Here is a 14,202-nt window from a genome sequence, read left to right as displayed (position 1 = left end):
AACTAATTAGTTTTATGCATATTAGTTATTTTGAGGAGTAGTTACTTCCCATCCACCGCCAACAGCTTTGTACAAGTTAATTTGACTTGCAAGCAGCGCTTGTTGACCGGTGATCAGTTGTTGCTTTGCGCTATACCATGTTCGCTGAGCGTCGAGCACTTGCAAAAAGCTATCGACCCCTTTATCGTATCGCGCCTGTGATAGGTCATAGGTTATTTTTCGGCTTTGTAGTAGCTGTTCAAGCGCATTTAATTGGGCATTGAAACCTTCTCTATCAGCAAGCACATCAGCAACTTCGCGAAACGCTTGTTGAATTTTTTGCTGATACGTTGCAACAGCAACTTGTTGCTCTGCATTAGCGACATCTAAATTAGCTTGGTTACGTCCCATATTAAAAATAGGTAAATTTACCGACGGTATAAAGCTCCATGTGCCTGACCCTGCATCAAATAAATTACTTAAATCACGTGATGCACTCCCTGCATTAGCTGTTAAACTAATACTTGGGTAAAACGCCGCACGCGCAATACCTATATTGGCATTTGCAGCAAATAATTGGTGCTCAGCCGCTTTTATATCAGGGCGCTGTGTTAGTAAATCAGATGGAAGACCGACAGGAACAGCGGGTAAATCAAGTAATGTGTTCAACTCTTTAGTCGGTAGTAAGTCCTGACTCACCGGTTTACCTACTAATAAATCAAGCGCATTTTTATCACGTTTTAATAAACGCTTATACGTTGCAATATCAACCTTTGCAGTAGCTACGGTACTTTTTAATTGCTCTAGCGTAATTTCAGATGCTGCACCTAAATCAACACTTTTTTGCGTTAAAGATAAAGACGCTTGCTGCGATGACAATGTCTCTTGAGCCAAAGCAAGTAATTGCTGATCGGTCGCATAATTAAGCCACGCATTTGCCAGTTCAGAAATTAACGACACCTGCATGCCATATTCACTAAGCTGCGTAGAGTAAAGCGTTTGAAGTGCTTGCTCTGATTGATTACGCACTTTGCCCCATAAATCTAACTCATAAGCGGTCATACCCACAGTTGCACTGTATTGGGAGCTAATTTGAGGCTGACTGCTGGCTGATAAATCAGCAGGTAAACGCTGACGACTTCCCGTCGCGTTTAAATCAAGTGACGGATACAAAGCCGAGTCTTGAATTTGATATAAACCACGTACTCGCTCTACATTAAGCGCTGCTATTTGCAGATCTTTATTGTGCTCAAGGCTTTGTGATATCAGTGCTTTGAGCTTTTCATCATTAAAAAACTGCTGCCATTTTAATGATGAAACTTGCCCTTTGCCTGCCTCTGATGCATACGCATCAGGGACAGGTAAATTAAGCGCTTCTTGCTGAGGAGCTAACTGACATCCAGATAAAATGGCTAAAGTTAAAGCATTAAAACTGATTGCTCTTACACTCATTATGCTTCCTCCTGCGAGGTAGTTTTAGCTTTTCCTGAAAATAGTCTACGCACTAAAACAAAAAATAAGGGTACAAAAATCACCACCAATGATGAAGCCGCTAGTGTTCCACCAATGATTGAGATACCTAAGGCGTTTTGTGCACCAGAGCCTGCACTGGAGGCTATTGCAAGCGGTAGTACACCACAGATGAATGCCATTGAGGTCATTAAAATAGGGCGTAAACGAAGTCGTACGGCTGCAATGGCTGAATCAACTAAGTTCAGGCCTTCATCCATTTTATGATTAGCAAATTCAACAATTAATATCGCATTTTTAGAGGCAAGCCCTATGGTGGTTAATAAACCAACTTGTAGGTAAATATCATTTGATAAATTACCTAAAAAAGCAGCCATAACAGCCCCCAATATACCCAGAGGTACAATCATCATTACTGCAAATGGGATAGACCAACTTTCATAAAGTGCTGCTAAACACAAAAATACAAATAATAGTGAAAGGCCATAAAGAAGCGGCGCTTGACCACCACTTGAACGTTCTTGGTATGAAATAGCAGTCCATTCAGAGGCAATACCATTAGGTAATTGCTTTACTAAGCGCTCCATTTCATCCATAGCTTCACCTGTACTGTAACCTGGCGCAGCACTACCTTGAATTTCCATAGCTGAAAAACCATTATAGCGCTCTAAACGAGGTGAGCCATAAGACCAATACGAACTAGCAAACGCTGAGAATGGCACCATGTCTCCGTTTTTATTTCGTACATACCACTTATTTAGATCCTCAGGTACCATGCGAGCATCAGCCTTACTTTGCAAATATACCTTTTTAACGCGGCCACGGTCGATAAAATCGTTCACATAACTACTACCCCAAGCAGTCGAAAGTGTACTGTTAATATCACCTTGTGATAAACCAAGCGCTTCAGCTTTTGCAAGGTCAATATCCAGTTGTAATTCAGGCATATCTTCTTGGCCATTAGGACGAACACCTGCCAGGATTGGGCTTTGACTTGCCATACCCAATAACTGATTACGCGCTTTTAATAATTCATCGTGTCCTAAACCAACTCGGTCTTGTAAAAACATATTAAAACCATTCGCAGTGCCAAGTTCAATAATAGCCGGAGGTGGGAATGCAAACACAAACGCCTCTTTTATCGTTGAAAAATAGCCCATGCCTTTTCCTGCAACCGCTCCCACTGATAAGTCGTCACGTTGGCGCTCATCCCAGTGCTTTAAGCTCACAAAACCAATGGCTGAGTTTTGTCCTGAGCCTGCAAAACTAAAACCGGTAACCGTGAAAATTGAGGCAACAGCTTCAGATTGTTCTTCTAAATAATGGTTTTCTACTTTTTTAACCACTTCAAGCGTTTGCTCTGTTGTAGAACCTGCTGGCAGCATCACTTGGCTAAACAGAATACCTTGGTCTTCGTCCGGTAAAAACGCAGTGGGTAAGCTTGAAAAAATAGTGACCATACCACCGACAATCAAAACATAACTAAGCAAATAACGTTTAGAGTGCTTGATCATTCGCCCAACAAAGCTTTGTGCACCTCTATTAGTTTTATCAAAACCACGGTTGAAGCCTGAGAAAAAACGGCCAATAAAGGTACCATCAGTATGCACATGACTCGGTTTTAATAACGTAGCACACAATGCAGGTGTTAAAATAAGCGCCACTAATACCGACAATCCCATTGCTGTTACCAGCGTTATAGAAAACTGACGATAAATAACCCCTGTAGAGCCACTAAAAAATGCCATAGGAATAAATACCGCCGACAGCACCATGGCAATACCCACGAGCGCGCCCTTAATTTCATCCATAGACTTTCGCGTTGCTTCGACCGCAGAGAGCTTTTCTTCTGTCATTAAACGTTCTACGTTTTCAACTACCACTATCGCGTCATCGACCAACAGACCAATGGCCAGTACCATGGCAAACATAGTGAGCGTATTAATTGAATACCCAAAGGTAAATAGAACGCCAAATGTACCTAGCAGTACTACAGGCACAGCAATTGTTGGGATAATAGTTGCTCTAAAGTTTTGTAAAAATAAGTACATCACAACAAATACCAAAACAACGGCTTCTATTAATGTATGAACTACTTTTTCAATTGAAAGTGCAACAAAGGGAGTAGTGTCATAAGGCACAACCGCTTCAAGCCCTTGTGGGAAAAAAGGCTTAAGCTCTTCAAGTGCATCCTTTACTCCTTGCGCGGTATCAAGTGCATTAGCGCCACTGGCTAACTTTACACCGAGCCCCGATGCTGGTTTACCATTAAAACGAGCAACCACACCGTAGCTTTCACCACCAAGTTCAACTTCGGCAACATCTTGTAAGCGAACAACCGACCCATCGCTGTTAGTTTTTACTAAAATATCTCTGAACTGCTCTGGTTTTTGTAATCGACTTTGCGCAGTGACAGTCGCATTAAGCTGCTGCCCAGCAAGTGACGGCATACCACCTAGCTGACCTGCTGACACCTGTGCATTTTGTGCTTTAATTGCTGCTGATACATCGCTGGGGGTTAGCTTATAGTTTTGTAATTTAGCCGGATCGAGCCAAATACGCATTGCATATTGAGAGCCAAACAGCTCCACTTCACCTACACCGTCTACACGCGACACAATGTCTTGCACGTTCGACGATACATAGTCTCCAATATCAATATTAGTCATACTGCCATCTTGCGACACAAAACCAACAACCAGTAAAAAGCTTGATGATGATTTAGCCACTACCACACCTTGGCGCTGTACTTCTTCCGGCAATAATGGCGTAGCGGTCGCTAATTTATTTTGCACTTGAACTTGGGCAATGTCTGGATCGGTCTCGGCATCAAATGTTAATGTCAGCGTTGCTGAACCACTGGACTGTGAGGTTGATGACATGTATAACAAGCCATCTAAGCCTTTCATTTTTTGCTCAATAACCTGAGTTACCGAGTCTTCTAATGTACGTGCAGATGCACCTGGGTAGTTAGCCGTAATGGTAATCGCTGGCGGCGCAATAGACGGATACTGAGCAACAGGTAGGCTTTTAACGGCAATAATACCCGCAAGCATAACCACAATCGCCAATACCCAAGCAAAAATAGGCCTATCGATAAAAAATCGTGACATAAAACTCTCCGTTATTGGCTGTTATTTGCAGAAGGCTTCACAGCAGTTGCCGTAACAGGTGCACCTGGGCGAATCTTTTGTAGCCCTTCCACAATCAATTGGTCGCCATCGGCTAAGCCTTCGCTCACCAACCAATTAGCGCCTAAAGTTCGCTCTACTTTTAATACACGGCTTTCAACGGTATTGTTTTTGCTAACAACCATAGCTGTAGGTTCACCTTTGGTATTACGGCTCACACCACGTTGTGGGGCTAATATTGCGTCTGACTTAACACCTTCAACCACCTCAGCACGCACATACATACCTGGTAGTAATAGCTTTTCAGGGTTTGGAAACTTAGCACGTAAAGTCACTGACCCAGTACTTGGATCAACGGTCACTTCTGAGAACTGTAATGTACCTTTATGAGGATATACTGAGCCATCTTCCATTATTAGTTCTACATCGGTTTGTGTTGTAGAGTCGACACCTAAAGCACCTGATGCTAGCGCTCTTTTGAGTTTAGTTAGCTCATTACTTGATTGGGTTAAATCAACATAAATGGGGTCAAGTTGCGTAACCGTTGCCAGTGCGCTTGTTTGGCCTGCGCTAACTAATGCGCCTACCGTCACGCTTGATTTACTAATCTGGCCGCTAATTGGCGAAGAAACATGGCTATAATCAAGGTTAATTTGCGCACTTTTTAACTGCGCTTGTGCCGTTAATAATTCTGCAGAGGCTTGCTTAGAAGCAGCATCAGCTTCGTCAAAATCTTGCTGGCTTACGGCTTTAATTGCTAATAGTTCTTTATAACGAGACGCTTTAGATTTACTGCTAGCAATACTCGCTTCTGCGCGAGCAACCGCCGCTTTACTGGCGGCTAATTCTGCTTCAAAAATATCAGGGTTGATTTGGTAAAGCGCTTGATCTTTTTCAACCTGAGTGCCTTCTTCAAATAAGCGTGATTGCACAATTCCACTTACCTGAGGACGAATTTCAGCAATTTGAAACGCACTTACACGCCCTGGTAATTCTTTTTTAAGTGTTATTGCTTGGCTTTTTAATGTGACAACTCCAACAGGAGTCGCTGCAGGGGCAGAAGCACTGGGTTGCTCAGCTACCTGATCGCAGCCACTTAAAGCAACAGAACCAACGAGGGCTGAAAATACAAAAAAAGCGATGCGGGAGCGCTGCATGTTAAATACCTTTTAGTTTAGAATGAACGATCATTCTAAACTATAGTACAACAATTAAAAATAGCCACTGAGCAACATTTACACATTTTTACAATTGACTATAGTTGTCACCAAATAAACTCAAACAATAGTTTTGCTATATCAGTAACACCCATAAAAAAGGCAGCCAATGCATTGGCTGCCGTTAATCAATAATTTAATTTTAGCGGCTATTATTCGCTATCAGGATTCACTCTAGAGACAAGTAATTGTTCTATACGAATACCTTCTACATCCACTACTTCAAATTTAAAGCCAGAAAATAAAACAAATTCTGCACGTTTGGGAATATGCTTCATGGTATAAATTAAATACCCAGCAACCGTTTCATAATGGCTTTGCTCAGGGAATTCATCAATTTCTAATACCTTAGCTAATTCAACAATAGGTGTTAAACCATCGACCAACCAAGAATTAGCGTCGCGTTCAATGATTAACTCCTCACTTTGATGCGTGATTAAATCACCCATAAAGCCTTTCATTAAATCTTTAACTGTCACTATCCCAACCACTAGCGCATATTCATTGACCACCACAGCAAAAGGATGAACGGCAGTTTTAAACGCATTTAGCGACTCAGATAAGCTCAGTGTTTCTGGTAAGTAAAAAATATCTTTATCAAGCATATCCGCATTAATATTTGCCGCCTCACCTTTAAGCACTTGGCGTAAAATATCTTTTGACTCAACCGAGCCAATTAATTTATCAAGGTTGCCTTTACACACTAAAAAGTGATTATGTGGATGCTCTATAATTTTATTGGCTATATCTTCACTCGACTCATCAATATCAAAGTAAACTATTTGCTCTCGTGGCGACATCACGCTTGATAAAAAGCGCGCTTCTAAATCAAATACATTACCAATTAAGTCATATTCCTGCTGTTGAAGGCTACCATATTCGGCACCCGCATCCATCATGGCAACAATATCTTCAGTAGTAACTATATCCTCACGCTCACTAGGTACTTTGAATACTCGTAATACTATATTGGTTAAGCCGTTAAAAAATAATACCAGCGGTGTGAGCGCGAAAGTGACCCAACGCATAATTGTAACTACACGCACAGCAACAGCTTCAGGTAAAATCATTGCTAAACGCTTTGGAAGCAAATCAGCAAATAATATAAATAATGAGGTAATAATTAAAAACGACAGTAAAAAGCTAATTTGACCAAGCAACGGCCCCTGATAAAATAACTGCAGTATTTCTTGCACATAAGGCGACAATGCCTGCTCACCAACAATCCCACCTAATATGGCAATCGCATTAAGCGTAATTTGGATCATGGCAAAAAAAGCCCCTGGCTGCTCTTGCAGTTTTAAAACCGCCAGCGCTTGCACATTTCCTTCGTCGGCCATAACCCTTAATTTTATTTTGCGTGAAGCGGCAATCGAAATTTCTGACATCGCAAATAACGCACTCATCAAGATTAATAATGCAATCCCGATTAAATCACCCATTTATAACTCCAAAATAATCGCTTTTATTAGCAAAAGCAGCTGGATTATAGCCGCTTTTATAAACAGGGCAATTGATATTTAAAGTTGTGACTCATACAAGGCAAAGGCAGTGCTAAGTTGCTGCTGTAATTCATTCGGTAGGTTTTTGTTACACGCAAAATATAAGGGGGCTTGGTTGGCGTTAATAGGCATTAATGATTCGAGTTGAAGTTCACTTAATAAGTGAGATTGTTCGTGGCTTATTCTCTGCGCAGGTATAACAACCAAATCAATGCTTGAACTTCGTGCTTGAATTATTTTAAAAATATTATCAAAACTATTAAACAGCATTAAGTTTTCGTTTTCTTTAAATCCTTGGGAGAGTAAATAATGATGGCTATAGTTATCTTTTAAAACCGCAATTCTGTATTGCTTGGCCTGCTCTAGACTTGTTAAAACAATGCCTTTACTTTTAAAAGAATAAAAGTTTGTGTCGAATTGGGCAAGTTTAGCAAACCAAACAAAGCGACTCTCACGCTCAGGTGAGCGTGAAATTGAGAAAATACAGGTCTCGGGATCTCTCAATGCAATATTATAAGTCATACTCCAATCGTGAACTGAAATTGAATAATCAATCCCCGCACTATCAAGCACTAATCGTACTATATCGGCAGCATCACCAACTAAATTGTTGTTAGCATCAAGATACTGCGCAGGTGCAAAATTCTCTGTTACAACAGTGAGTTTAGCCGCACAGTGTTGGCTTACAATGAGTAATAATACAAAACACCATTTAATCACAATAACCCGCTCTATTAGATTTAAGACGTCACTTTTTTAATAAAAGCCAATTAAATATAGCGGGTTATTTGCAAATAGCCAATTTTTAGCTTTTGAAATTAGCGATTCATTGCATTAATTAAAAACGCCGAAATTTTAGCGCCTTCTCTCAGAGTTGTCTCAGAGCTTGATTGGCCCACTAAAGAGCTGTCAGTAAACGGAGCTATTTCCATCATATCAGCCCCCGTTATAGGAAACTCATCTGCAATCGCTGACAAAATATCAAGCGCGTGCTGTGGCGTTAACCCATTTTCTTCAGGCGTGCCTGTTGCTGATGCAAATTCTGCATCGAGGGCATCAATATCAAAGCTCACATAAACTTCATCAACCTTGTCTGCTTTTAATTGCGCAATCGCATCTGCAGCAACCGCAGCTGCACCACGCTCTATAATTTCAGCAGCCCAGTGTTGTTTAACGCCAAAAGTACTTTCCCAATGTGATTTAGGTTTGCCACTTGAGCGAATACCAAATTGGATTAAATGATGCGGCGCTGGTAAGAATTCTAAAATATGTGTACACCAAGAGCCAAAACATAAGTCGATACCTAAACGCTCTACGAGTAAGTCGGTGTGAGCATCGAAGTGAATAATTGCCGTACGTTTGCCTTGCTCACGTTTAGCTTTTAAGTACGCTTTTGTTAACGGGTAGCTAATTGAGTGGTCGCCACCAATACCAAAAATACCTTTGTCTTGGAATGTCGCATAAAAGCTGTCACACACATCTTCAGTAATTGACAATGGGCTCACATAATGATCATTATTGTCATTACCGTACAGCGCTTTTTGGCAGTTGGTAATAGTGGCCTCATTTAAATACTTATCATGTAATAAATGCGGTATTACGCGTACATCACCTAAATCAAACGAACGACATTGTGTTTGTTGATCTATCAGTGCTGAGCGTAAAAATAAAGGCCCCCAATTAGCGCCACGTAAAATTCCACCACCGCAATCAGAGCTAATGCCTAACATTACTGCTTTGTGTGGTGAATTAGGCAGCTCGTTAAGTGAGTCACGCCATAAAACATCGACATTTTCAGTTTGTCCATATAATTTATTTCTTAGCGCTGCTTTGCGTTCTTTAGCCGTATTGACCGTAAAAACACCGTCGCCAGGCGCACATAGACAGTGCTCAACTTTATTTTTAAATGCTTGAAATTGTGTGCTCATTGTAAACCCTTTTTCAATCTGAATATCTTGTCTATTATTGAGTAGTTATGCAAAACATCACACGCTGAATTAATTCCAGATTATTCGCATAGTGTGCTAAAAATTACAGTGAACTTTATTTTGCTCGCTTAGGTTAGTGGTAAATAAAAACTAAGCTTTCTTACTAACCCAATGAATATAAACAATTTAAAATACAGCTATCGGCTCTTTAGCCCAGCTATTGGTTTGCTATGAGGTATGAATATAGTGTCTGAGCAAACAAGTCAACTGGCTCATTTTGTTCGTAATTTTAGTCATTGATTGAATATTCAGAGTTGGTGAATAAATCAAATTAAGTCGATACGGACATCCGTCCTGTACTTAATTTTCATTTCTCGTAATCATGGTAAATTGACAACAATTTTTATTAAAAAGGCTTAGTTATGGAAAAGGTATTTCACTTAGGACTGTGTATTGATGACTTAAAAGGTGCAAAACTAGCTATAGTTCCAGGCGATCCAGATCGTGCAGCACGTATTTCACAGTTCTTAGATAATCCTACCTGCCTTGCTCAAACGCGTGAGTTTCACATTTATTTAGGCCAATTAAACGGTCACTCTGTAGTAATATGTTCGACTGGTATCGGCGGCCCTTCAACGTCAATTGCCGTTGAAGAACTGGCACAACTTGGCGTACGAAGCTTTCTTCGCATTGGCACAACAGGTGCTATTCAACCGCACATTAATGAAGGCGATATTCTAATTAGCCAAGCTTCGGTTCGCTTAGATGGTGCGAGTCAGCATTTTGCCCCGCTATGCTACCCTGCCGTATCTGATTTTTTTGCCACTCAAGCCATGGTAAAAGCCTGTGAAAACCTTAATATCGATTTCCATATTGGTATAACTGCTTCGAGCGACACCTTCTACCCAGGTCAAGAGCGCTACGATACACACTCTGGCTACGTACCTAAGTCACTACAAGGTAGCTGTGAAGAATGGCAAAAATTGGGCGTAATGAACTACGAAATGGAATCGGCCACTTTATTTACCATGTGTGCCGCGCTTGGTTTACAAGCTGCTTGTGTTGCTGGTGTATTAGTAAATAGAACACGTCAAGAAATACCTAACGTGGACCACGGCGAGATTGAGAAAAAATCTGTTGCCGTGGTACTTGAAGCCGCTAAAGTATTACTTGGTTAATGTTGCGCTAATAACCTCAAGTGTTGGCAAGCCAGTAAAGCTTGCTAACACGGCTTTTGCTACCCCTGATTGGTTTTCGTGACCAGTAGTTTCTAACAAAGTAATTGATTTTACTGTTTGTTTATCAAAGCTTAATCCTGCTAAAAATAGCTGACTCACTGCGCTTTGCAGTGGCGATAAACTTGGGCTATACGCTGCATTTTCAGCATAACTGCCATAAAAGTCACCATTTTCAAAGGTGCTTATTTTTACCGCACTGTAATTTTGACTGTATGGAACATAAGCCGCTAAAGCAAAACTCAGCAGCTTGTTATCAAGCTTTGTCTCTTCAAAGCGCTTAGTTTGCTCTACAGGGTTAAATAAGCTGTGCTCATTGCCTAAATCTGTTGGCCCAAATGAATGCGGTAACAGCTCTGCTAATTTAAAATTTTGTGCTGGCAGTAAAATATCAAGCTCTCTGGCATCCGCCAGTTCATTCATAAACTGACGGCAATACCCACATGGTGCATCACTAATGGCTATTTTTAGCACTTTCTTAGCGCCATTTAACCACGCATTATTAATTGCTGATTGCTCACCATGCACCACTAAACTAAGTGCTTGATGATCAAACTCAGCATTGGCGCCAAAGTAAAAAGTAGTATGTCCTTGTGAGTCGAGCCCTTTTACAATTGCGCCGACATGAAACTTGGAAATAGGTGCAACTGAAAATTCAGAAGCCATAGGCACCAAGCCTTGCAATAATGTATCTTCGCTGACATTAAGTTCGGTGCAAAGCGCTTTAATATCGCTTGAATGTAAAATACCGCGTTGAGTTTTTAATTGACTACGTAGTGCTTGCGTTTGCGCTACGTTTAATGAGATGTGTGAATTGCTAAGTGCTGTATTATGTTGCACTTTAAAAGTTGCTGAAGCCATAATAGTTTTTATTTGTTCAATGGCTAAGTAGTGTAAAAGGTTGGCAAACTAAATACCAGCCTATTCAACGTAAAAAAAGGGAACACGTCGCGTGTTCCCTTTTTTTGTTTTACTAAAATAAAAATTAACCTGTATTTCGCATACCCGCTGCAATCCCCGTCATGGTGATCATTAAGGCATTATCTATATCGCTTTCATTACCTTTATCATCGCCACGAGAGCGACGTAATAACTCAACCTGTAACACGTTCAGTGGGTCGGTGTACGGATTTCTAAGCCCAATAGACTCTTTGATCCAAGGTTGATCGGCTAATAGACTTTTTTGCGGGCTCAATGATTGCACTAAGGTTATCGCCTCTGCTAATTCCTCACGTAAGGCAACACCTAAAGGTTTATACATGTCTTCCACCAGCGCATTATCGTAGTGCTCACTTAACCAGCTATCCGCTTTACTAAATACCATTTCTAGCATTTCTAAACGAGCTCGAAAGAAAGGCCATTGCAAACTCATTTCGCTTAGGGTTTCAATCCCATATTTTTCAAGCGCTGCTTTAAGTCCGCTTAATGCGCCTAACCATGCAGGTAACATTAAACGATTTTGACTCCACGCAAATATCCACGGAATTGCGCGTAAGCTCTCTACCCCACCATTAGGATTACGTTTAGCTGGCCTTGAACCTAATGGCAATTTAGATAGCTCCAATTCTGGTGTTGCCATTCTGAAGTAAGGTACAAAGTTTTCATCGTGGCGTACAACATTGCGGTAGTGCTCGCACGATACATCACTAATTAATGCCATAACTTCGCGCCATTCATCTTTGGGCTCTGGCGGTGGTAATAAGTTACTTTGCAGCACCGCACCCGCGTATATATTTAAGCTTTGCAATGCCACATTGGGTAAGCCAAATTTAAAGCGGATCATTTCGCCTTGCTCTGTCACCCTAAGGCCCCCTTTGAGTGAACCCGGTGGCTGCGAATGCAAGGCTTGTGCAGCAGGTGCACCGCCTCGACCAACCGTGCCTCCACGACCATGAAATAAAACCAGTTCAATACCGCGTTCATCCGCCAGTTGCACTAACTTGTCCATTGCCTCATATTGTGCCCAGCCAGCAGCCATCATACCCGCATCTTTGGCTGAGTCTGAATAACCAATCATCACATTTTGAGTATTTTTAATATGACCTCGGTACCACTCATTATTAAGCAATGTAGTAATAACATTATGACCATCGTTTAAATCATCCAAGGTCTCGAATAATGGCGCCACGGGTAGTTCAAAACCGCAGCCTGACTCTTTAAGTAATAACTGCACCGCTAAAATATCAGAAGCTGTTCGGGCCATAGAAATAATATATAAACCAAAGGTTTTTGCATCTTGCTGCGCAATAACATCAAAGGTGTCGAGCACCTCTTGCACTTCAGGGCTAGGTTGCCAATGCTTAGGAATAAGCGGACGACGAGAATTAAGCTCAGCAAGTAAAAAAGCCTGCTTATCTTGCTCTTGCCATTGGTTGTAGTCGCCAATACCTAAGTAACGAGTTAGCTCAGAAAATACATCACTGTGTCTCGACGAATCTTGGCGCACGTCTAGTTTTGCCAAACGCAGTCCAAAGCTATTTACTCGGTGGATCATATCCAGTAGTAAGCCATTGGCCACTACTTGCATGTTGCACTTTAATAAAGAGCGATAACATGCCTCAATAGGGTGCTTAATTTGATTAATATCGGTGATTAAATCTTGAGATTCAGTGCGCTTATTTTTAATTTTAGCGCTTAAATGCATCACCGTTTCTGCAACTTGGTTTTTAACATCTTTCAAAACAGCACGGTACGGTTCAAACTCTTGCCCAGCCAATTTAATGAGCTCATCGCTGGCATCCGACATAGAAAGTTCAGCACAGAGCGTTTCTAAATCACGCTGGTATAAATCCAGTGCCATCCAACGGCCATGGTCGAGCACTTGCTTGGTTACTTCGGCGGTTACAAACGGGTTACCATCACGATCTCCCCCCATCCAAGAAGTAAATTCTATCGGGCTGTAATCTGCTGGCAACTCTAAGCTTAAATGCTGTTTTACATGCTGGCTAAACTCACGTAGAAAACGTGGCACAGCTTCCCATAAACTGTTTTCAATGACTGCGTAGCCCCATTTAGCCTCATCTACAGGGCTTGGGCGTGAACGACGAATATCGTCCGTATGCCATGCTTGGCTAATTAACTGCGCAATACGGTTTAATATTGCTTCGCGTTCTTGCGCAAGATTGTCGGTACGCTCAAGCGATGCTAAACAATCGCTAAGTTCAACATGTTTATTAATAATAGTACGACGAGTCACCTCGGTTGGGTGTGCTGTTAGTACTAAGTTTATGTGGAGTTTTGAGAGGGTATCAGCTAAATGATTATGATTAAGCTGACCTTGTTCGGCCTTTGCTGCTAACGTTTTTAATGTTTGAGTGAGAGGGTTTAGTTGGCAAAAACCAACATCATTAAAACGTGATACAGTGTGAAACTGCTCTGCAACATTCGCTAAGTTTAAAAAATGATTAAATGAACGGGCAACCGGTAAAAGCTCTTCATCACTAAGCGCATGCAGTACATCTATAAGCGCTTTACGATCGGCTTCATTGCCACTGCGAGATGATTTTGATAAAGCCCGAATCTCTTCTACTTTATCTAAAATATCTTGTCCTTGAGCATCTTTAATAGTTTGTCCTAATAATTGCCCAAGTAAATTTACATTACCTCGCAAGGCGGCATATTGTTCACTCATTTTTAGCTCTCCTTTGTTTCTTTGAGACCTATTAATATCATTATGTTTACTTATTTAATAGATCCATTTGCACCTGCATGTCGTAAAAAAGCATATGTAAAATAAACAC

General features: G+C 41.2%; 9 protein-coding genes. 1 reads left to right on the top strand and 8 read right to left on the bottom strand.

Features of this window, described 5'->3' with window-relative positions; translation table 11 throughout:
• Positions 1 to 21: 21 nt before the first annotated feature.
• From CWB76_RS08680 to CWB76_RS08655, 6 genes are all read right to left on the bottom strand, one after another.
• Positions 22 to 1,431, bottom strand: a complete 1,410-nt coding sequence (locus CWB76_RS08680; RefSeq protein ID WP_138606856.1) for an efflux transporter outer membrane subunit — start codon at positions 1,429 to 1,431, stop codon at positions 22 to 24.
• Positions 1,431 to 4,562: an efflux RND transporter permease subunit gene (locus CWB76_RS08675; protein ID WP_138606854.1), complete on the bottom strand. Its 3,132-nt coding sequence runs from the start codon at positions 4,560 to 4,562 to the stop codon at positions 1,431 to 1,433. The genes CWB76_RS08680 and CWB76_RS08675 overlap by 1 nt, the downstream gene beginning before the upstream one ends.
• 11 nt (positions 4,563 to 4,573) lie before the next feature.
• Positions 4,574 to 5,737: an efflux RND transporter periplasmic adaptor subunit gene (locus tag CWB76_RS08670; RefSeq protein ID WP_138606852.1), complete on the bottom strand. Its 1,164-nt coding sequence runs from the start codon at positions 5,735 to 5,737 to the stop codon at positions 4,574 to 4,576.
• Positions 5,738 to 5,949: 212 nt separating this feature from the next.
• Positions 5,950 to 7,239, bottom strand: coding sequence for a polyamine export protein PaeA (gene paeA, locus CWB76_RS08665; protein WP_138606850.1), 1,290 nt, complete (start codon positions 7,237 to 7,239; stop codon positions 5,950 to 5,952).
• A gap of 78 nt (positions 7,240 to 7,317) precedes the next feature.
• Positions 7,318 to 8,019: a substrate-binding periplasmic protein gene (locus CWB76_RS08660; protein WP_138606848.1), complete on the bottom strand. Its 702-nt coding sequence runs from the start codon at positions 8,017 to 8,019 to the stop codon at positions 7,318 to 7,320.
• A 98-nt stretch (positions 8,020 to 8,117) separates the two neighbouring features.
• The gene (locus tag CWB76_RS08655) at positions 8,118 to 9,227 is read right to left on the bottom strand and encodes an arginase family protein (RefSeq protein WP_138606846.1); all 1,110 of its coding nucleotides are present in this window, start codon (positions 9,225 to 9,227) and stop codon (positions 8,118 to 8,120) included.
• A 422-nt stretch (positions 9,228 to 9,649) separates the two neighbouring features.
• Here CWB76_RS08655 and udp point away from each other — a divergent pair, with 422 nt between their 5' ends.
• Positions 9,650 to 10,405, top strand: a complete 756-nt coding sequence (udp, locus tag CWB76_RS08650) for a uridine phosphorylase (RefSeq protein WP_138606844.1) — start codon at positions 9,650 to 9,652, stop codon at positions 10,403 to 10,405.
• On the opposite strand, the gene cdd is transcribed toward udp, so the two are convergent.
• Together cdd and ppc are read right to left on the bottom strand one after the other, a co-directional pair.
• Positions 10,394 to 11,323, bottom strand: a complete 930-nt coding sequence (cdd, locus tag CWB76_RS08645; RefSeq protein WP_138606842.1) for a cytidine deaminase — start codon at positions 11,321 to 11,323, stop codon at positions 10,394 to 10,396. The genes udp and cdd overlap by 12 nt on opposite strands.
• Before the next feature lie 124 nt (positions 11,324 to 11,447).
• Entirely contained in the window at positions 11,448 to 14,093 is a 2,646-nt protein-coding gene (ppc, locus tag CWB76_RS08640) for a phosphoenolpyruvate carboxylase (RefSeq protein ID WP_138606840.1), read from the bottom strand.
• Between the last annotated feature and the right edge of the window lie 109 nt (positions 14,094 to 14,202).

It is taken from the genome of Pseudoalteromonas sp. S1609 (assembly GCF_005887255.1).
Lineage (GTDB): Bacteria > Pseudomonadota > Gammaproteobacteria > Enterobacterales > Alteromonadaceae > Pseudoalteromonas.
This window is presented reverse-complemented; position numbering and strand designations above follow the sequence as displayed.